Consider the following 18,766-nt stretch of genomic DNA (forward strand, 5'->3'; position numbering starts at 1 on the left):
ATCCCTCCCTGCCGCTTATGCTGATGCCCCGGGCGACGCATTCGCCAATACTTGCCGGCGAAACGCAAATCACCAGCCTGCGAGCAACCGCGCTTTCAGGCCGGCCCCCGGAGGGCGAAGACGCTGCAGGTGATGAGGTCGTAGAGCTCGAGCATGTTGCCCAACAGAGGCTGCCAATGCTCCACGTGTGACGCTGAACGGCGCTGCTTGCTCGATTTCCAGCGACGCGCTGACATTCCCTGGATCGCTCGCGTGCGGACTTAACCGTCTAGCTGCGCCGCATCGCAACATCCATTAACCGAGAAAGATGGTTCTCTCCCGGCCGATCCCACCGCCGGGCGCCGCAGGCGATGCACATGTTTGCGCATTCGACACGCTCGCCCGCAACAAATGGACGCCGCAATGGCCACAATGACAATCATATTGCTCAGGCATCGCGCACGACCGTCAGATCACGGGCGAGCCGCCGTCATTTGATTGAAATTTTCAGATGAATCGAGCCGTGCGATTTACTCGAACTTTCTTTGTGACGCCTAGTTCCACGTCCGGAAGTTCCATCTCCGGCAACGGAGCTTCTTCCCCGCGCGAGGCTCGCCGTTCGGCAACGGACGAAGGGCCAAGTGGGGACTTCATTCCCGTCCCTCAGACTGCGCTACCCAAGGCTCAATTGAATAAAGCTTTATCCGACCTGGAACCGAAATGAATTTGGCTCGTGAATCGATTGAACTGTTGGAGCAGGTCGCACGAATCCTGTGGTTCGAAGGCACCAAGCACGGCTTGCGCGACCGCGAGTGGATGGCGCTGCGATTCCTCTCCCGCGCCAACCGCTTCTCCCGGACGCCTTCGGCGCTCGCAAGTTACGTCGGCACCACGCGTGGCACCGCATCGTTCATCATCGGGGAGCTCGAGCGGCTCGGTTATCTCGAGCGGAAACGCTCGGCCACCGACAAGCGCTCGGTGATGCTGAGCGTGACGCAGCAGGGCAAGAAGTTCCTGGTGCGCGACCCCGTCAACGTTCTGGTCGAGGCGATTGCCGTGCTCGACGACGAGGTCAAGATCCGCTTCCGCGACACGTTCCGGCACGTGCTGGATCAGTCGGACACAGCCGAGCAGCGGCACCACACCGACGTTTGCAAGCGATGCATCTTCCTCCGGGAAGAGCGCACCGCCATGGACAGCAAGGCGACGGCCGAGTTCAGCTGCCGCCTGTTTCGCTCGCCGATCGCGGAGGCGGAGGTCGATCTGCTATGCACCAGCTTCGAGCATCATCGCCAATAGAAGGCGGCGTTCGATCAGGGCGTCCCCTTGCGTGACGAATAGACGACGCCCCCGCTTGTCTCCACCACCAGACGCCCATTCTCGTTCCTGATCTCCTCGATGCGGCCGAGACCTGGCACCTGCTGTCCCAGCACGGCTTCGATGACGCCGTTCGGACTCTGCAGGATGGCAATTCCTTCATAGGCCTGGCGAACCGACCAGCCCTTGATCACCTTGCGCGGCGCCGACGTGCGCTCGGACGGAGACACCGAGCCGGTGAACTCCGGCGCTGCGACCGAGGCCATCATCGGCCCTTGCGGTGACGAGGGCTGTGATTGCACCATTGCCGGTGCCGGCGCCTGGACTTGCGCCTGAGCTTGTCCTTGGGCGAGCTTGTCGAGCTTTACCGTCGAGGACGAGCTCACCCGCTCGATGCGATCCAGGTTCTCGGCGAACCTGCCGAACCGGTCGTTGGTCGCCTTGCTCGATTGATCGACCGCGGTGCGGAGGCCATCGAGATTTTCCGACACGCCCGACACCTGCTTGCGCAGCTGTGCGACGGTCTCGCGCAGGATCCTGATCTCCGTATTGGCCGCAACGTTGTTCTGCGCGGGCTGGGTGGTGAGATAGGCGATCACGCCGGTGCAGGCGCAGACCACAAGTATGGCGGCGACCGCCAATGTTGCGAGCGGCGCAACCCATGCCGGACGGGGCGGCGGGGGCTTGGCCACGATCACGGCCGGCTTGATCACGGTCGGCGTGGGCTTGGGTATCGCCATCTTGTCGAGACGCGCCTTGGCGCGAATACGTTTGAGGCCCTCGAGCGCCTCCTTCGCGAGAGCTTCGTCGCTGGCCGCGGCCGACACACGCTTTGCGCCCGCAGCAGGCTTGGTCGCTCGCGCCGTATTGTCCTTTATATCGCGCGGCTCGGGAGTCGGCTTCACCGTCGCGGAGACATCAGCGGTCGCGTTGGGACGAGCTTGTCCATCGGACAACATGTGAGAATGCTCCGTTCGGTTCGATCTGTCGAACGGCGACGTTATTTGCCGAAGCTTGCCTGAAACGTGCGCGTCGAAAGATTTTCATCATGCGCGATGCGACGACGGGCGGTACGAACGCGCCATGTACGTGGCGAGAGTGCGACTCGAAAGACACACACTCGCCAAGATTTCGCCAAGCTGGAGTCTCGCCGCTATACCCGAGTCGAATTGCCGCATGTGGAAACAGGCGGTCCAGAGTCAATCCCGGGTTGAAAACCCTTCCACATGCATGGCCGCGGCACTGCCCGAAAGAGCTGTAATCGTACGGGGATACGGAACCTTAGAACCATCACGGTGCAGAACTAGTTTAATTTCTAAATCAACTGATGCGATTGAATACATCAAGCAACAACCGGAAACAAACCAACAGTATCAAGCACACGTAGCAATCGCTTTATTACGCACGCTTGATCGGGAATCGGCAATTGTTACGGTCCTAGTCAAGTGATTCTCGCCAGTTGGCGAGGAGATCGACACAGTTTCGGTGGCGTTCGGACGCAATGAGCAACTTGGCGCAGCTGTTCTAGGTCGTTTCTCAATCCGCTCCGCGAGGTGATCCGCAAGACACCCGCCGGGCCTCACACAGTAAGCGTTCAGTATCGAGTGGAAGTACCAGGCCTGCGAGACGCAGGCACTGAATGCGTAGGGCTGCCCGCGAATATCGAAACCATAACAACGGTTCGCGGGAAGGAATGTCGTCAAACAGCATCGTTGCCGAGCCGGGCATCACACCACCAACCGGCCGCGACGAATGCGAAACAGGGGCGAAAGACTGATGTATATTATCGTTGATGATCGCGAGAGCGTCGCGAACAGCTACGTCGGAGGGCTCGTCCGCGAAGGCGTATCGTCGATCGGATTCTCCTCCGGGGAATTCTGGGACTGGCTGCAATCCGCGAGCGAATCGGATCTGGCAGCGGTCGATGCCTTCATCCTCGGGGATTGCGATGCCCGCGGAAGCCTGCCGCGGGCCATGCGCAAACGCTCATCGGCTCCCATTATCGCCGTGAGCGGCCAGAAAATGCTCAAGAACACGCTCGAGCTGTTCGAATCTGGCGTCGACGATGTCGTGCACGTGCCGGTTCACCTCCGCGAAATCCTCGCCCGGACGGCCGCGATCGCGCGCCGCCGGGTGGGCGAACTGCCAAGGCCTTGCGAGACCAGGATCCAGGTCTTCTTCAACGGCCGCGACCCCGAGATCGCGGGCCACGCCCTCACCCTGCCCCGCCGCGAACTGCGCATTCTCGAATATATGGTCAGCAACCACGGCAAGTGGATCACCAAGACGCAGATCTTCAACGCGGTCTACGGCATCTTCGAGTCCACTTTCGACGAAAGCGTGATCGAGAGTCACGTCAGCAAGCTGCGCAAGAAGCTCCGCGACCGCCTCGGCTTCGACGCGATCGTGGCCCGGCGCTACGTCGGATACCGCCTCGACATCCCCGCCGGCGAAACCCTCGACGAACCGATGCAGGAGCTCGACGAGGTCGGCATCCTCCTGAACCGAGCGCATGCCGTCTCGGCCGCGTACCCGGCCGGCAACTGACGCGGCAGAAGCCTGCTGTGAAACCGACAACGGCCTCCGCGAAGCACCTTCGCGGAGGCCGTTGCACGTTTGGGGCGGAGACGCTGGGACGAGCCTTGCTGAGCCGCGATGAAGGTGCGTTCCCCTCCCCCTTGTGGGGCAGGCAATCACATGTGGGAGCGATCTCGCCTGTGGCCATCCTCGAGACGCCCGCCGGTGGCGGGCCCTCAGGACGAGGACCGGGTGCGCGGCGCCAGTTTCAGCGAGCACCAACGCTGCTTGGCCTCATGCTGAGGTGCTATCGGCCGAGCACGACTCGACGTCAAGCCGTCGCATCCTACGGCTTCTGCTGGAATTCTTCCTTGGAGACGTAGTTGAAATCCTCGACCAGGACGTCCTGGACGACGTCAGCCTGCATCCGCTCGTTGACGCGCTGCTTGATCGCCGTCGTCAGGATGGAGAGGTCGTAACGGGCGAGCTTCCTGAAGTCGAGACGGTCGTCGGCGTAGATCCTGCGAAAGGCCTCGTCGACGACGAACGGCTCCGGCGGAACGTTGAGCTGGTGCATGGTCCGCGCCTCCACGGTGTAGACGAAGCGCGCGACGATATAGCCCTGCACATTGCCGTTCTCGACCATGGGCACGCTCAGTGCCCGCGTCTTCTGGTATTGCAGCCCGTCGAGATATTCGTCCTTCGCCGGCAGAAGGCTGCCGTTTTCCTTCCAATAAGCCACGGCATAGCTCGTGCCCGCAGTGAGGATGCATACCCAGAGTCCGGCCAGCACCAGTCTGATCATTTTCCGTCCTGCGCTGCGCGACCGGTATAGGTGCCGTCCGACTCGGCCTCCTTGATCGCCTTGACGATGATGCCGGCGACCTCGCGCACCGCGTCATAGTGCATTTCGAGGATCGAGCGATTCCGCTCGAGTTTTTCGCGCAGCCGCTGAATCTCCGCGGTGACCTCGACTTCGCCGCCGAGATGCATCCGCGCCCGCATCAGGCGGACGAATTCGAGCATGCTCCGGCTCTTGCGCGCGCTGAAGTCGTCGAAATCGATCTTCTTGCCCGTGGCGAGCGCGGCCGTCTCCTCTTCGACGATGCTCTCGAGCCGGCGGATCGCAGACAGCAGGCCGCGCACCTCGTCCGATCTCACCGCATCGGCGCCGTCGACCACGGCCTCGCTGCTCACGATTGGCAGCAACACGGGAAGCAGCGCATCGCCTGCCGCTGCGTCCGTCGTGATCACCTCGGTGTCCGCGACCGGCTGTTCGATCGCCATGGCCGCCGCGCCTTCTTGTACCTGCATAGAAACTTCACCCCTCAACTTCTGTCACCCATTCGCGGACCATCATCCCGCCTTGTCCGCAACGTTCGGTGCCGCTGGATGCGCAGCAGCGAGCCGATCGGCGATGCCGATGCCCTTGCCCTTTGCCAGCTGGTTGCCAAGCTGCTCCGCCAGCATCGACTTCCAGACCCCGCCAGCCGTGCCCTTGCCGAAGACCTCCTCCGACTCCTTCGGCAGCATCGTCTCGACGAAGGTCTGGAGGATGAAAGCTTCGAACTTCCGATAGACCTCGCCGGATGCCGGCGCCTTGATCACCCGAACCGGCGCGCCGTTCACCGCGCTCGACTGCGCCTCGGACAGGTGCGCCGCGGATTGGTCGGCTGCCACTGCTGCGGCTTTGCCGACCTCTGCATCCATCGTGGCGGCGAAGTCGGCGCCGGAAGATTTCAGTGCATCGAGTTTCGCGGTCGCTGCGCGCTGCGTCACGGGATCGGCGGCCCCGAGGACGTCGAGTACGAGGTCTGGCGTCGCTGTCACGATCATGTCTTGTTCCGGTTGGCTGGCCGTGGCGTCCACGCGCGCACGGCAGGGCTTAGTCCCGTCATCTCCTCGAGAACCCGCTTCTCCGCGTCGCGGAGCTTGTCGGCCAGTGCCGCCTTCGCGACCTCCTCGAGCTGCTTCACGCGGCGGTTCTCCGCGCGAACCTGGTCGAGCTGCTGGGCGGCCTGCGCCTCGACCGCGCGCGCACCGACGCTCGTCCTGTTGAGGCGCCGCGCGATCGATTCGCTCGACGAGCCCGCCGGCGGCTTGCCGTCGTTCAAGGCTCCCACCAGCCATTCCTGCTCGTGCTGCAGGCTGCGCTCCTGCTGCCGCAACTGCGCAAGCTGCCATTCGGACAGCCGGAGCTGGAGCTTCATCAGCGAGACCATCCGGCCGAGCTTGTCCGCGCGCGAGGTCATGCCAGTTACTCCGCCAGCCAGGACGAGACGCCGAGCATGAATTGCGTCAGCAGTTCGTCGCTGGTGAGGTAGAGCAGCAGGAAGCCGCCGAACAGCACGAAGGGCACGGAGATGAAATAGACCGGAATTGCCGGTGTCAGCTTGTTGATCAGGCCGACCGCCAGGTTGACGATCACCGAATAGACGATGAAAGGGCTGGTGATCCGCAGCGTCAGCACGAACGCCTCGGACAAGCGGCCGACCAGCTGGTCGAGCGCCATGCCGCCGCCGAGCCTGTCGCCGGGATGCCAGACGTCGTAGGAGTTCATCAGCCCGCGCAGGACCTGCCAATGCTGGTCGGTCATGAAGAACAGCGTGGTGACCGATACCATGATCAGCGGCACCAGCGCCGGCGCCGGATCGCTGTCGGCAACCGGCGTCCCCGGGATGTTGCTGAGGCCAATCGCGCTCGCCATCACGGTCGCCATAGTCTGGAGCGCGAGGAAGAACACCCGCCCGCCGAGCCCAATGACGCTGCCGACCAGCAGCTCGGAGCAGATCAGGAGTGCCAGCGTCAGCGGCGCGGCGTTGTCCGTGAGAGGTTTCAGAACCGCGATCAGGATCGGCGCCAGCGCGAACGTCGTGACCAGCGCGACGAACAGGCGGACCTGGGCCGGAACGTTGACGCTGGAATAGCCGGGCACCAGCATCAGGCAAGCGCCGATGCGGCAGAACACGATGAACGTCACCAGCACGCTGTCGGCGAGACCGCTGATCACGAGATGGCTCCGAGTGCCCTGATCTCCGCGCTGCGCGCGACCTCGACATGCGACAGCACCGGCAATGTCGGGAACACCCGTTCCAGAATCATCCGGACATAGGGGCGCGCTTCGGGCGTCACCGCCAGCACCACGCTGGTGCCGCTTTCGGTGAATTTGCGGATCGCAGCGCTGGCTTCGGTTGCGAATTGCTCGATCAGGCGCGGATCGGCGTCGAATTCGACGACGTCGCCCTTGGCGTCGCGCTTCAGGCTCTGATGGAACGCGAGGTCCCAGCGGTTGCCGAGACGCACGACGTTGAGCACGCCGTTGTCGGAGAGATCGCCGCAGATCTGCTGGGCAAGCCGCGTCCGCACGTGCTCGGCGACCTGCTCGGAGCGCCGCACATGGGGCGCGATCTCGGCGATCGCCTCGAGGATGAGGTGGAGGTTGCGAATGGAGACCCGCTCGGCCAGCAGGATCTTCAGGATCGCCAGCAGGCCCGAATAGGAGATCTGCGACGGGCAGAGATCCTCGACCAGGCGCTTGTACTCGGGATCGAGCCGGTCGAGCAGCGCGCGCATGTCCTTGTAGGACAAGAGCTGGGCGAGGTTCGCCCTGATCACTTCGCTCAAGTGCGTGAGCAGCACCGACAGATTGTCGACCGGCTTGCAGCCCTGCCGCTTGATCTCGTCGGTGAAGGCTTCCGTCACCCACAGCGCCTTCATGCCGAAGGCGGGCTCGACCACCTCTTCGCCCGGCACGTCGGGCTTGCCGTCCTTGTCGACCAGCACGAGCACCTCGCCGAGCCTGAGCTCGCCATGGGCGACGCGGGTGTCGTGGATCCGGATCTGGTAGCCCTTGGGATCGATCGAGAGATTGTCGGTGAGCTTGATCTCGGGAATGACGAAGCCGTATTGCTTGGCGAACTTCTTGCGGATCTTGGCCACGCGGTGCGCAAGCTCGGTGCGCGAGCCCAGCAGATGGACCGAAAGGTGGCCGCCGAGCGCCAGCTCGATCTCGGCCGTCTTGAGCTGCTCCTTGACGGATTCCTTGACCTCGGTCTGGGCACGCTCGTCGGCCTTGAGGGCCGCCTCCTTGCGCTCCCGGGCCGCCTGCCGCCTCGGCAGCGTATAGCCGACGAAGGCCATGACACCGCCGAGCAGCACGAAGGGTGCCATCGGCAGGCCCGGCATCAGGGCGAGCACGAACATCATCAGCGCGGCGGCCGACACCGCGCGCGGATAGCCGCCGAGCTGCCGCAGCACCGCCTGCTCCGCCGACCCCCTGGTGCCGCCCTTGGAGACCAGCAGGCCCGCCGACAGCGACACGATCAGCGCCGGCATCTGCGACACCAGACCATCGCCGACGGAGAGCTTGGTATAGACGTCCGCGGCACGCGTCAGGGTCAGTCCGTGATGGGTGACACCGATGACGATGCCGCCGAAGATGTTGATCGCGGTGATGATGAGGCCGGCGATGGCGTCGCCGCGGACGAATTTCGAGGCGCCGTCCATGGCGCCGAAGAAGGCGCTCTCCTCTTCGAGCTCGCGGCGGCGGCGCTGGGCTTCCTTGTCGTCGATCAGGCCGGCGGACAGGTCCGCGTCGATCGCCATCTGCTTGCCGGGAATGGCGTCCAGGGTAAAACGGGCGCCGACTTCGGCGATACGCGTCGCGCCCTTGGTGATCACGACGAAGTTCACGGTGACCAGGATGGCGAAGATGATCAGACCGATGACGAAGTCGCCGCCCATGACGAACTTCGAGAAGCCGGCGACGACGTAGCCGGCGGCCTGTTCGCCCTCCCCGCCCCGCGACAGGATCAGGCGCGTCGTCGCGATATTCAGTGCCAGGCGCAGGATCGTCGCGATCAGCAGCACGGTCGGGAAGGCCGAGAAGTCGAGCGGTCTCTGAATCCACAGTGCGACCATCAGGATCAGCGCCGACAGCGCGATCGAGAACGCAAGGCCGAGGTCGATCAGGATCGGGGGAATCGGCAGGAACAGAATCGTGAGCATGGTCACGATGCCGGCCGCGAAAAAGGCGTCGGCCCCGAGGCGGCGCGGGCTGGGCAGGCTAGCAGCTAACGTATCGGCCATGGGTCACCGGCGGAGGAGTCCGGTTCGCAATCTGCCGCGCAAAGCTTACGCGAGGGTGGTGGCAGGTCGCCGCCAGGATCAGAAGCCGTGCTCGATCCGCGAATAGACCATCTCGGTGAAAGTGGAGAGATGCGCGCCGATGAAGGAGCCGGAGACGGCAACGACCAGCAGAATGACGATGATCTTCGGAACGAAGGTCAGCGTCACCTCCTGGATCTGGGTCAGGGCCTGGATCAGCGCGATCACGGTGCCGACCAGCATCGCGGCGCCGACCGCGGGCCCGGAGGCCACGATGATGGTCCAGATCGCCGCCTGGACGATATCGAGAGCGTCGCGCTCGTTCATGACTGGCTGATCGTGAGCCCGGGCCCGACCGCGACCTTGGTGCCGTCCTGAAGGGTCGCGATGGAGCCATCGCTGTTGATGGCGACCGAAGCGACCTTGCCGCTGAAGCTGGCACCGGTGGAGTCGGTGAAGCTGACGGTCTTCCCGATCAGGCTGTTGGCCTGCGACAAGGACTGCGACGACAGCAGCGCGTCCAGCTTCGAATTCGTCTGCATCGCCTGCTCGACCGTCGAGAGCTGGGCGAACTGGCTCATATATTGCGAGGTGTCCATCGGATTGGTCGGATCCTGGTTCTTCATCTCGGCGATCAGGAGCTGAAGAAACGTATTGTAGTCGACGCCGTTGCTCGACGTCGTCGTGGTCTGGCCAGTCGAGTTGGACGACTTGCTTGTGCTGTCGGTCGCGCTGGTGACGTTCATGTGACTCTCCGCTGTCAGGCAGCCTCGAAGGGGGAAACGGTGGCGGCGCCGGCCAGGATCGCCTGCTCCACCGGGAACAGGGCCCGGATCCGCTTGAGCGCCTCGAAGTAACGCGTCGCCTGGACCAGCTCGTCGACCGCGCCGAGTCCCTCCAGCATCTCGCGGCTCTCGCACACGGCACACAGGGCCGCGTGATGCTGCGCGTAGAGCGCGGCGGCGTCGCGGATGTCAGTCGGATTCATCAGCATGAGCTGGACGATGAAATAGAGCTGCCGCAACGCCGTGGTGGCATCGGAGGCTTGCATGACCTGCCCTTCGAGCAGGAACATCACGTCGTTGACGAGCTCGACGGAGACCTTGCGGTCCACGCGAAGCACCGCGCCGTTGATGTAGATGCGTTCGCCCGCCCGCAAGGAGACTTTCATCAAAGAGCGTCTCGGATCAGGCGGTTGATTTCAATGAGCTGCATCACGTCGTTCGATCTCTCCTCGCGAAGGCGATCGGCTTCCTTGACGACCCACAGGCCGATCGAGATGATGTCGGCGCGCAGCTTGTCCGGCAGCCCGTTTTCCGGGTGCGCGAGGTCCTCGATGAAGATCGTCCACAACCGCCGCACATAGAGCAGGCTCTCGACCAGATCCTCGAGGCTGAAGCGCCCCTTCTGGAGCCGTTCGAGCCGATCGATGCCGAGGCTGAGCGCCTGCCGCTCGCGACCCCGCGCCTCAAAGCCACTCTCGTCGACGACCGCTTCATAGGCTTCAAACGTCATCAGAACCACTCTAAACAGGAGACCGGACAGCAAGACAAAGGTTACGAGCCTTCACGAAGGAGCCTTCTCAGAGATAGTTGATCAGGCTGATCTTCTGGAGCTGCGAGGTGAGCGCCAGCGCGGTCTGGATCTGGGTCTGCAGGGTGTTGACCCGGACCGAGGCTTCGGTCGGGTCGACCGCCTCCAGCTTGACGATCTGATTGTTCAGAATGTCCTGCTGCGTCTTGAGCTTTTCAGTGGCGCCGGTAACCCGCTGCTGGACTGTGCCGACGCTGCCGCCGAGCGCAGCGAGGTCAGTGATGGCATTACCGACGAGGCCAATGGCCTTGTCCACGACGACCTGGAACGTATCCTGGCTCAGGTTCGCGTTCCCGAGATCCGCCATCATGGTGTAGGCCTCGGCCAGCTTGCGGAAGCCGGTCTGGTTGGCGCTCACGGACGTATCGGCGATCTCGGTCGTCGAGATGCGGCTTTGCATGACCTGGTCGGTGGCCGTTGACCAATTGGTGTTCCAAGCCGGGCTCGCGAATTCGGCGTCAAAGGTGGTGTTGAGGAAGGTCTGCATTTGTGCCGGGCTAATGCTGCTCACGCTGGCTGAGGATTGCGAGAAGCCGAAGGCCGCAAAGAAATCCGCAACGACCTGGTTCTTGCTGGCCGAGCCGGCCGTGTAGGCCGTGATCGGCTGGTTCTGCGTATTGATGCCCGAGAACAGATACGAGCCGTTGTAGGACACGTTCAGCGCGCCGATCAGATCCTGGAGGTTGGAGGACGCAGGCGGCAGGATGATCCGCCCGCCGCCGTCGGTACTGCGGGCCGCGATCAGGTCCTTGAGGAAAGACGTTGCGGTCGTGTTGAGCTGGGTGATGCGGTTCTGCGTCGTGTCCAGGCGCCCCGAGACGAGCGCGTTGGTATCAACGAGCTGATCGGCGAAGCTGAAGTCCGCCCGCAACGTGACGTCGCTTCCCGTTGTGGCACCAAGCTCGAGGCCGACATCGGCGAAGCGGCCGGTGGTGGCTTCCTTCGAGGCCTTGGCCAGCGCGGCCTGATTGTTCGTGATCGAGGACCTCAAGCCCGAGGACAGCATCAGGGTCGAGATGTAGTTCGCGCTCATCATGGCTTAATTCCCTACGGCAGCCAGCAGGCTCTGCAACATTTGGTCGACGGTCGAGATGATCTTGGACGATGCCGAATAGGTGCGCTCGACCTGAAGCATCAAGGACATCTCGTCGTCCATATTGACGCCGCTGACATTCGACAGCGCCGCGGTGCTGCGCTCGAGCATCGTTTTCTGGTAGCTCACGTTGGAGTCCGCGGTCTTGCGCTGGTTTTCGATCCAGCTCGTCGACGACGAAGCGAAGTCGACCAGACTGCCGTTCGGCTTGCCTTGCGTGGTTGCATCGAACGGCTGCGCCGCGTCCATGCCGCCGATGAGCTGCTGCAGCCGGGCCGAGTAGCCGCCGTTGCCGGCGGCGTTGTACTGGTACGCGGGGTTGCCGCTGATCGCGCCGTCGCGCAGCAGGTTCGGGTTGCCGCCCTGGGCCGGATCGACCGACGCCGCAACACTGATCAGGCCGGCAAGGCCGACCGAGACGGTGGCGCTCGCCGGCATCGCCGGCGCGCCGGGATAGGTGAAGAGACCGGGAACGTCGGGCAGCGCCGCGGCGGTCTGATCGCTCTCCCTGAAGGTATTGATCAGGCCGCGCGCGATTTCATCGAGCTGGTCCTGATACGTGACCGTGGCCTTGTCGCGCAGGTCAGCGAGGCCCGCGAGCTTGCCGGTCTTGATCGGCATCACCGAATTGGCGCCCGTAACAGGCACGCCGTCGATATAGACCGCGTTGCCCGTGGTACCGGCCGTGTAGTTGTTGGTCGCCGCGAAGCTGACCGAGCGCGCCGTCTTGTCGAACAGGACGACGCCGCTGTCGGTGTAGAGCGCAGCATCGCCGTTGGCGCGGATCGACATCGAGACGCCGACTTCCTGCGACATCTTCGAAACGATCGTGTCGCGCTGGTCGAGATAGTCGGTGATGTCGTCGCCGGCGATCGTTCCCTTCACGATCGCGGTGTTGACCTTATCGAATTGGGTGAGCAGCTGATTGATGTTGGCGACCGAGGTCGCCATGTCGGCGTCCGCGCCCGCGCGCACCGTCTGCACGGTCCTGGTCGCCTCGTTGAGCGAGGTCGCCATGTCCTTTGCGGACGTCACCGCGGCCTGCGCCAGCGTGGCGTTGTCCGGAGCGTTGGCATATTGCTGCAGTGCCTGCTTCAGCGCATTGAGCCGCGCCGTCGGCGACTGGCCGAGTTCCGGATCGTCCACCGTGGCCGATGCGATCTTCTGCAGACCATCGTAGATCGCATTCTGCTTGGCCGACGACGAAGTCGCGATCAAGACGTTGTTGTAGAGACCCGAGCTTGCGGCGCGCTGGATCGCCGCGACATAGACGCCGGCATTGGGCAGGTTGTCCAGCACGGCGATCTTGCGCGAATAGCCGACGGCGCCGGCACCGGCGATGTTGCGCGAGATCGTCGACGACTGGATGCCCGACGCCATGAGCGAGGCGCGAGCGGAGTCGAGAGCGGCGGTAAGGGACATGATCTGCTCTTGGCCGGGATGCGTGCCGAACGACTCAGCGCTTTAGGTTGACGACGACGTCGAGCAGGTCGGCGCCGGTCTGGAACGATTTCGAGTTTGCGGTGAAGCCGCGCTGCGCCTCGATCATCCCGGTGAGTTCGTCCGCGAGATCGACATTGGAATCCTCCAGCGCACCCGACTGAACGGTGCCGCGCCCGCCAGCAGCAGTATTCCCGACCTGCGCGTTTCCGGAATTCATACTGATGGAATAGACGTTGCCCGCTTCGGGCGTGAGATTGTCGGGGCTCGGAACGTCGGCGAGCATGATCGTGTAGAGGGGCGTTTGCTGCCCATTCTTGAGGATGGCGGTCAGCACGCCCTGGGAGTTAACGTCGACCTTCTCGATGGCAGAGGGAACGCTGCCGTTGACCGTCGCCTTGAAGTCGAAGCTGGAAGCGACCTGCGTCACGGCCGACATATCGATCGTAAAGGCTGAGCCACCGGGAACAGTCACTGTGAGCGATGTTGGACCGGTCATTGCGCCCTTTCCGGCTGCCGTCGTGTCGAAGGTGAACGTGCCAAGACCACCCGCAAGCGGGGCACCCGCTGCCGAATCGTAGACCTGGATCTGCCAAGTGTCCGTACCGGCAATCGATCCGGTCTTAGCCATATAGACGTCGAGCTTCTTGGCGTTGCCGATGTTGTCGTAGGCCACGATCGAACTCTTCGACGAATATGACGTCGGACTGGGAGGTAGGGATGCCGGCGGGACGATGGCCGCGCTGGGATCAAGATTGCCGGTCACAGTTGCCAGCGTCGACGGCACAGGCACCTGCGACACTTGTGAGACGTTCACGATCTGAAGTCCCGTCAGATTGTTCTGCGAGAAATTGGTTACGAGTCCCTGCTTGCCCAGAAGGTAGAAGCCGGCCGCATTGACCAGATTGCCCTGGCTGTCCGGCACGAACGAGCCGGCACGCGTCAGGTACTGCTGCGTGTTGTTGGCATTCGACACCACGAAGAAGCCGTTGCCCTGGACGGCGAGGTCCGTCGTCGACGTCGTGAACTGCGTATGACCGGCGTCACTGATGGCATAGCGGACCGTGGTCTCGACCGCGCCCGAATCGTAATTGCCGGAGCCGCTCTTCAGGATCAGCGAGGAGAATTCGGTGGAAGCCCGCTTGTAGCCGGTCGTGTTGACGTTGGCGATGTTGTCCGAGACCGTCGACAGCTTGTTGGACTGCGCGCTCATCCCGGAAACGCCGGTGCGCATAACACCATACAGGCTCATGAAAGGGGCTCCTTTGGTAGGTTGCAGCTACAATGGGGGGTCTTGCTTGCGCGGGGCTGATGATTGGGAACGATGCACAACTTGTCGTCGTGCCGCCGGTTGTTGCTTCAGCTCGTCAACTCAAGTTGCTTTCGGCTGGCAGAACGAGCGAGCATTGTCGGTCCAGGCGCCGAAGCCGCTCGAGACGAGATGAGCGACGATGTGGCAGACATAGCGCTTCTGGGCCGGCTGGTTGTTGGGACCGGCATTGTAGCGGGCGACCGCCATGGTCCAGCTGCCCTCGCGCTGCTTCAGCTCCTTGAGGAAACGCGCGGCATAATCGACGTTTCTGGCGGGGTCGAACATTGCCCGCACCGAGGCGAACTTGTCGCCGTGATAATAGTGGTTGATCTGCATGCAGCCGAGGTCGATCAACTTGATTCCCTTGGCTCGCATCGCCTCGAAATTCGCCATCGCGTCGTTGATGTCCTTGGCGAACACGGTCTGGCCGTCGGCGCCGAGAGCGTAGGGATGGAGCGCGCCGCGCCGTCCGGTCTCGGTGAGGCCGACCGCATAGAGAATGCCGAGTGGAATCCCGTGCTGCTGGGCCGCGCGCGCCATCTCGCGCTCGCAGGAGCGCGCGTGGTCGGTCGCCGCAGCCGCGGCGCCGGCGTTACAGATAAACAGGGCCGCGACGATTTGGCTGGCCCACGTCCTGGTCATGACGCGTCTCCTGGTTGGACTGGCGCTCCTGCCGGGCCTGTCTCGCGCCGCCGTCGGACTGCCCCGACGACGTGCCGGAGCCGTCGAACGTTCCTTGCGACTGCGACGAGGGCTGTTGCTGGCTCGGGAGCTGCGGCTGCGACTGGCCGGAGCCGCTTTGGAATCCGTCCAGCGAGCCGTGCTGGACCGGTGCGACGTCGGCGACATAGCCCGCCGACTGCATGAGATCGCGGATCTGGTCGCGCTGCTGGTCCAGCATCTGACTGGTATCCTTGCGCTCGGCCGCGAGATGGACAGCGACTTCGGTGCCGACGAGGCGCAGACGCACGGTGACGTTGCCGAGCGCCGGCGGCTCCAGATTGATGGTCAGGATCTTGAGCGGCTGATCCGGCGCATTGGTCTGGGACGCCGCAAGATCAGGCGCTGCGGGCGCCGTCGGACCAGCGGAGTCCTTCAGCTCGGCGACGACCGCATTGGCGACCTGCTGCGGGGCGTTGAATTGCGCCGGCGGCAGATGGGTCTCCTGCTGGACCACGGTGACCTTGGTCGTCTCGGGCAGTGCGTCACGGCCCGAGGCCTTGGCAGCGCGCTCGACATTGGCCGTGACCGCCTCGAAGCCCGGCGTCGCGGGCATTGGGCTCGACGGCTCACCGCCTTGTGTCGGCAGCGGCACGGCCGTCGCTTGCGACGCCGCAGCCTGCGAGCGCGCGGCGGTCGGAGCGACACCGGACGGGGCGGTATCGCCTGTCGCCGCCTTTGCGCCCTGAACGTCGCGCTTGGTCGCGGAGGACCGCTCGTCGCGCGCCGGCGCGGTCCTGTCGGCGGATTGCAACTGCATCTGCGGCTTCACGGCAGGCGCGGCAGCGATCTCCTGTCCGACACCCACGGCGATGCCCGACTGGTCCTGAACCTCCGCCCTGGCGACATGATCGACCGGATGTTGTTTCTCCGACGGCTTGTCGACCTTCTTGTCGGAAGCCCCCTCTGTGGGCTCTGCTCGCTCCGGCGCATCCATGAGCTCGTGCGCCGTCGCGTCCTTCGGCTTCGCCTTCCCGGTCGGATGAGCCAGACGCGTGCGCAGTGGCCCGGCCTTATCGGTCGTATCGCTGCCGTCGTCGTTCAGAGCCTGCTTGGCGAGGTTCGAGACGGTATGCAGCAGATCGTTGAACGACGAGCTTGTCTGCGATTTGGCGCCGGCGCTCTTTGCCGCACGCGATGTCCCGCGCATATTGAGAGTCTCGGCGAGGCCTGAAAAAAGCTGTCCGGATGTTCCACTGAGCTTGGTCATGGACGGCGGTCCCTGGTGAGGAGTTCGAGTTCGCCGAGCTGCTTCTGCGCGCGCGCAAGCGTCACGGTCGATGACGCCAGATCGAGACGCGCCGGCGTTGCCGGAGGCTTGTCGGCCGCGGCGGCGGATCCGCCCGGGAACGGCTTGCGAACATCGAGCGCGAGCTGCAACGTGGCATTCAGAAGCGGGACATCGCGCTCGGGCAGCTTCGACCGGTCGAGTGCCTTCAACTCGGCGAGACCGCCGTCATATTCGTCGGTGAGCGCTCGCGAGGCGCCGCGGAAGAAATGCGCCCGCTCGCGATCCGCGGAGGCGTCGGCGCTGAGCGTCAGCGCCCGCTCGCCGGCAAGCCGCGTCACGGCCAGCTGCCCACGCACCATCGCCGTGCGCGCGATCACGAGATAGAGCTTGAGGCGGCTCGCGCCATCGATCTTCTCCAGCATGGCAGCGATCCGCGCAAAGCGGCGCTCGTCGAGCGCCAGGCTCGATTGCGTCAGGCCGGTGGAGAAGCGCTGCCAGAAATCTCCGGCATAGATCGAGTTGCGGTAGTGGCGGAGATAGGCCAGCGTCAGGAACTCGAACTTGTCGAAGTCTTCCGCCTGCCCGACCAGCAGGATCTCGCGCCGCAGCGCCGCCTCCTCCACCAGCGTTCCGGGCAGAAGCAGGCGCGCGTCGTCCAGCCGCTCGATCGCGAGCGATGCCTCGGTACGCGCGAACAACGCGCCCTGGACCAGCGCGACCTGTCCACCGAGGCCCGAGGACAGCGTCCGCGGCTTGACCTCCTTGAGCAGCTCCCGCGCTTCCTCCTGACGACCCTCGACATAGGCGAGCGCGCCGTTGAACAGCCGCTCGTCGACGTTCATCTTGTCGCGCGGCAGCTTGCGGACGATTTGCGGCGCGCCGCCGCTGAGCAGGTAGATCACCACGGCCTGGCTGTTCTGCGGATTGCTCCACACGGTGGGATCGGCGGCGAGAAACCTCTCTCCGATCTGCCGGATCAGCGCGATGTGGCTGCCATGCGCGGCGGTATCACCATTGGCGATGCCGTCCTGTACCGCCTGCAGCGCGCGGACCAGTTCATAGGGCTCGCCCGGCTGGCGCGCGGGCTGAGCCCGTACGTTCGCCACCGTGAACGGCAGGAGCAGCAGAGCGGCGCAAAGGAGCGGCCTGATCAAGGGCGCTTCTCACGGATGAGGATTTCGATCCGGCGGTTCTGCGCGGCCGCGGGATCGTTCGGAAGCTTCGGCCGCCGATCGGCGTAACCTTCGACATGCTCGATCCGCTGCGCGTCGACGCCGGAGCGAACCAGCATGTAATAGGCCATCTGGGCGCGGGCGGTCGACAGCCGCCAATTGTCGTAAGTCTCCGAACGATACGGCCGATTGTCGGTATGGCCGCGGACAATGATCATGCCTTGGCGTTTCGTCAGCAACGGCCCGATCTTGTCGATCACGCGGATGAGCTCGGGCCGCGGCTCGGCCGAGCCGACCGTGAACATGCCGAAGCTCGCATCGTCGGTCAGGCTGATCAGGATGCCTTCCTCGACCTGACGCACTTCGGCCGCCGGTCCTGCGCCCGCCTTGATGTCCGACAGCGCGTCCGCGATCGCGGACTGAAGCTGCTTGACGGTCGGCTGCTGGGTCTGGGCCGTATCGCGCGGGTCGCTCTCCCTCGCCGCATCGCTCTGACGCGCCTGCGCGGCGGCGTTGGGTTGAGCGGTCGTTTGAGCGCTGCCCTCGCGGGGCGACTGCGCCGGCGCCGGCGGCAGCAAAGGTGACAGGTTTGCGGATGAGGCGTCCGCGCTCGGAGCTACGCTTCCGCCGGCATCGTCCGCCCTGGCACGACTTGCCTGCGGCTCGCTCTGATTTGTGGCGGGCGCGCTGTCGCGCGCGGAGGCATTCGGCTTGGGCTCGCTCTCGATCATGCGATCGGCGTCCTTGGAGGCTTGCGGCGCCAGCTTCCAATAGCCGGGGTCAAAGGGGTCGCGGTAGGCGTCGCCGCCCTTGAGGCCATCCTCTTCGGCGGACGTCAGCGCGCCGGCGCGCCGCTGCCCCGAGGACTGGTTCGCGCTGCTCGCGATCTCTGCGAGAGTCGCATAGGGATCGCGGAACAGCACCTTCTCTTCAAAGGAGGCCGGCTTTTCGTTCGTCGGCGAGTCACCGCGACGTTCTTCGTTCGAGCCAGCCGGCTGACGCTTGCCGTCCTGACCTTCGAACGACGTCGGCTCCTTCTTGGAGAGATTCTTGAGGCCCTTCGGCGCGGGGGCATTTTCCGCGAGCTGGATCGGGTTGAAATAGCTCGCGACCACCTGCTTCTGGTCCTGGTTGAGCGCGTTGATCAGCCACATGACCAGGAAGAACGCCATCATCGCGGTCATGAAGTCCGCATAGGCGATCTTCCAGACGCCGCCGTGATGCGCCTCCTCAGCGAAGGCGCTGCGCCGGCGAACGATCACGAGCTCATGCTTGACCTCTTCCAT

At 64.1% G+C, this 18,766-nt stretch carries 20 protein-coding genes; 2 read left to right on the forward strand and 18 right to left on the reverse strand.

Annotated features, from left to right (window positions below; genetic code table 11):
- The first annotated feature begins 699 nt into the window (after window positions 1-699).
- On the forward strand, window positions 700-1,278 hold the full coding sequence (locus XH84_RS25815) for a MarR family winged helix-turn-helix transcriptional regulator (protein WP_128920213.1): 579 nt from the start codon (window positions 700-702) through the stop codon (window positions 1,276-1,278).
- Window positions 1,279-1,292: 14 nt separating this feature from the next.
- Here XH84_RS25815 and XH84_RS25820 read toward each other — a convergent pair whose 3' ends face one another.
- Window positions 1,293-2,255, reverse strand: coding sequence for a hypothetical protein (locus tag XH84_RS25820; RefSeq protein ID WP_128920214.1), 963 nt, complete (start codon window positions 2,253-2,255; stop codon window positions 1,293-1,295).
- Between the two features lie 817 nt (window positions 2,256-3,072).
- Between XH84_RS25820 and XH84_RS25830 the strand changes: the two genes are divergently transcribed.
- Window positions 3,073-3,843 carry a winged helix-turn-helix transcriptional regulator gene (locus XH84_RS25830; RefSeq protein ID WP_164936356.1) on the forward strand — a complete coding sequence of 257 codons (771 nt, stop codon included), beginning with the start codon at window positions 3,073-3,075 and terminating at the stop codon, window positions 3,841-3,843.
- A 316-nt stretch (window positions 3,844-4,159) separates the two neighbouring features.
- On the opposite strand, the gene XH84_RS25835 is transcribed toward XH84_RS25830, so the two are convergent.
- From XH84_RS25835 to XH84_RS25915, 17 genes are all read right to left on the reverse strand, one after another.
- A complete protein-coding gene (locus XH84_RS25835; RefSeq protein ID WP_128920216.1) occupies window positions 4,160-4,618 on the reverse strand; it encodes a hypothetical protein in 459 nt (152 codons plus the stop codon).
- Window positions 4,615-5,127, reverse strand: a complete 513-nt coding sequence (locus XH84_RS25840) for a flagellar biosynthesis protein FlgN (protein WP_128920217.1) — start codon at window positions 5,125-5,127, stop codon at window positions 4,615-4,617. The genes XH84_RS25835 and XH84_RS25840 overlap by 4 nt, the downstream gene beginning before the upstream one ends.
- Before the next feature lie 42 nt (window positions 5,128-5,169).
- Window positions 5,170-5,649: a rod-binding protein gene (locus XH84_RS25845; RefSeq protein ID WP_164936357.1), complete on the reverse strand. Its 480-nt coding sequence runs from the start codon at window positions 5,647-5,649 to the stop codon at window positions 5,170-5,172.
- Complete coding sequence (locus XH84_RS25850) at window positions 5,646-6,065, reverse strand: hypothetical protein (protein ID WP_128920219.1); 420 nt, start codon at window positions 6,063-6,065, stop codon at window positions 5,646-5,648. The genes XH84_RS25845 and XH84_RS25850 overlap by 4 nt, the downstream gene beginning before the upstream one ends.
- A gap of 5 nt (window positions 6,066-6,070) precedes the next feature.
- Entirely contained in the window at window positions 6,071-6,823 is a 753-nt protein-coding gene (gene fliR, locus XH84_RS25855; RefSeq protein WP_128920220.1) for a flagellar biosynthesis protein FliR, read from the reverse strand.
- Entirely contained in the window at window positions 6,820-8,901 is a 2,082-nt protein-coding gene (gene flhA, locus XH84_RS25860; protein ID WP_128920221.1) for a flagellar biosynthesis protein FlhA, read from the reverse strand. Before flhA ends, fliR begins: the two co-directional genes overlap by 4 nt.
- A 78-nt stretch (window positions 8,902-8,979) precedes the next feature.
- Complete coding sequence (gene fliQ / locus XH84_RS25865; protein ID WP_027572776.1) at window positions 8,980-9,246, reverse strand: flagellar biosynthesis protein FliQ; 267 nt, start codon at window positions 9,244-9,246, stop codon at window positions 8,980-8,982.
- Window positions 9,243-9,665, reverse strand: a complete 423-nt coding sequence (gene flgD, locus XH84_RS25870; protein ID WP_128920222.1) for a flagellar hook assembly protein FlgD — start codon at window positions 9,663-9,665, stop codon at window positions 9,243-9,245. Before flgD ends, fliQ begins: the two co-directional genes overlap by 4 nt.
- 14 nt (window positions 9,666-9,679) lie before the next feature.
- Window positions 9,680-10,090, reverse strand: coding sequence for a flagellar biosynthesis repressor FlbT (gene flbT / locus XH84_RS25875; RefSeq protein ID WP_128920223.1), 411 nt, complete (start codon window positions 10,088-10,090; stop codon window positions 9,680-9,682).
- Window positions 10,090-10,434 (reverse strand): flagellar biosynthesis regulator FlaF, encoded by a 345-nt coding sequence (flaF, locus tag XH84_RS25880; protein WP_164936358.1) that lies wholly within the window; start codon window positions 10,432-10,434, stop codon window positions 10,090-10,092. Before flaF ends, flbT begins: the two co-directional genes overlap by 1 nt.
- Window positions 10,435-10,501: 67 nt before the next feature.
- Window positions 10,502-11,548 carry a flagellar hook-associated family protein gene (locus XH84_RS25885; protein WP_128920224.1) on the reverse strand — a complete coding sequence of 349 codons (1,047 nt, stop codon included), beginning with the start codon at window positions 11,546-11,548 and terminating at the stop codon, window positions 10,502-10,504.
- Window positions 11,549-11,551: 3 nt separating this feature from the next.
- Window positions 11,552-13,027, reverse strand: a complete 1,476-nt coding sequence (flgK, locus tag XH84_RS25890; RefSeq protein WP_128920225.1) for a flagellar hook-associated protein FlgK — start codon at window positions 13,025-13,027, stop codon at window positions 11,552-11,554.
- 34 nt (window positions 13,028-13,061) lie between these two features.
- A complete protein-coding gene (locus XH84_RS25895) occupies window positions 13,062-14,297 on the reverse strand; it encodes a flagellar hook protein FlgE (RefSeq protein WP_128920226.1) in 1,236 nt (411 codons plus the stop codon).
- Window positions 14,298-14,417: 120 nt separating this feature from the next.
- Window positions 14,418-14,999: a transglycosylase SLT domain-containing protein gene (locus tag XH84_RS25900; RefSeq protein ID WP_128920227.1), complete on the reverse strand. Its 582-nt coding sequence runs from the start codon at window positions 14,997-14,999 to the stop codon at window positions 14,418-14,420.
- Entirely contained in the window at window positions 14,950-16,287 is a 1,338-nt protein-coding gene (gene fliK, locus XH84_RS25905; protein ID WP_128920228.1) for a flagellar hook-length control protein FliK, read from the reverse strand. Before fliK ends, XH84_RS25900 begins: the two co-directional genes overlap by 50 nt.
- A complete protein-coding gene (locus tag XH84_RS25910) occupies window positions 16,284-17,462 on the reverse strand; it encodes a chemotaxis protein (protein WP_128920229.1) in 1,179 nt (392 codons plus the stop codon). The genes fliK and XH84_RS25910 overlap by 4 nt, the downstream gene beginning before the upstream one ends.
- Complete coding sequence (locus XH84_RS25915) at window positions 17,459-18,766, reverse strand: MotB family protein (protein ID WP_128920230.1); 1,308 nt, start codon at window positions 18,764-18,766, stop codon at window positions 17,459-17,461. The genes XH84_RS25910 and XH84_RS25915 overlap by 4 nt, the downstream gene beginning before the upstream one ends.

The sequence above is a fragment of the Bradyrhizobium nanningense genome, assembly GCF_004114535.1.
In the GTDB taxonomy this organism is placed as follows: Bacteria; Pseudomonadota; Alphaproteobacteria; order Rhizobiales; family Xanthobacteraceae; genus Bradyrhizobium; species Bradyrhizobium nanningense.

What these genes read in the sequence shown, in the direction of transcription:
- XH84_RS25815 (WP_128920213.1), top strand. Translation starts at nt 700, where the DNA reads ATGAATTTGGCTCGTGAATCGATTGAACTGTTGGAGCAGGTCGCACGA.
- XH84_RS25820 (WP_128920214.1), bottom strand. Translation starts at nt 2,255, where the DNA reads ATGTTGTCCGATGGACAAGCTCGTCCCAACGCGACCGCTGATGTCTCC.
- XH84_RS25830 (WP_164936356.1), top strand. Translation starts at nt 3,073, where the DNA reads ATGTATATTATCGTTGATGATCGCGAGAGCGTCGCGAACAGCTACGTC.
- XH84_RS25835 (WP_128920216.1), bottom strand. Translation starts at nt 4,618, where the DNA reads ATGATCAGACTGGTGCTGGCCGGACTCTGGGTATGCATCCTCACTGCG.
- XH84_RS25840 (WP_128920217.1), bottom strand. Translation starts at nt 5,127, where the DNA reads ATGCAGGTACAAGAAGGCGCGGCGGCCATGGCGATCGAACAGCCGGTC.
- XH84_RS25845 (WP_164936357.1), bottom strand. Translation starts at nt 5,649, where the DNA reads ATGATCGTGACAGCGACGCCAGACCTCGTACTCGACGTCCTCGGGGCC.
- XH84_RS25850 (WP_128920219.1), bottom strand. Translation starts at nt 6,065, where the DNA reads ATGACCTCGCGCGCGGACAAGCTCGGCCGGATGGTCTCGCTGATGAAG.
- flhA (WP_128920221.1), bottom strand. Translation starts at nt 8,901, where the DNA reads ATGGCCGATACGTTAGCTGCTAGCCTGCCCAGCCCGCGCCGCCTCGGG.
- fliQ (WP_027572776.1), bottom strand. Translation starts at nt 9,246, where the DNA reads ATGAACGAGCGCGACGCTCTCGATATCGTCCAGGCGGCGATCTGGACC.
- flgD (WP_128920222.1), bottom strand. Translation starts at nt 9,665, where the DNA reads ATGAACGTCACCAGCGCGACCGACAGCACAAGCAAGTCGTCCAACTCG.
- flbT (WP_128920223.1), bottom strand. Translation starts at nt 10,090, where the DNA reads ATGAAAGTCTCCTTGCGGGCGGGCGAACGCATCTACATCAACGGCGCG.
- flaF (WP_164936358.1), bottom strand. Translation starts at nt 10,434, where the DNA reads ATGACGTTTGAAGCCTATGAAGCGGTCGTCGACGAGAGTGGCTTTGAG.
- XH84_RS25885 (WP_128920224.1), bottom strand. Translation starts at nt 11,548, where the DNA reads ATGATGAGCGCGAACTACATCTCGACCCTGATGCTGTCCTCGGGCTTG.
- flgK (WP_128920225.1), bottom strand. Translation starts at nt 13,027, where the DNA reads ATGTCCCTTACCGCCGCTCTCGACTCCGCTCGCGCCTCGCTCATGGCG.
- XH84_RS25895 (WP_128920226.1), bottom strand. Translation starts at nt 14,297, where the DNA reads ATGAGCCTGTATGGTGTTATGCGCACCGGCGTTTCCGGGATGAGCGCG.
- XH84_RS25900 (WP_128920227.1), bottom strand. Translation starts at nt 14,999, where the DNA reads ATGACCAGGACGTGGGCCAGCCAAATCGTCGCGGCCCTGTTTATCTGT.
- fliK (WP_128920228.1), bottom strand. Translation starts at nt 16,287, where the DNA reads ATGACCAAGCTCAGTGGAACATCCGGACAGCTTTTTTCAGGCCTCGCC.
- XH84_RS25915 (WP_128920230.1), bottom strand. Translation starts at nt 18,766, where the DNA reads ATGGAAGAGGTCAAGCATGAGCTCGTGATCGTTCGCCGGCGCAGCGCC.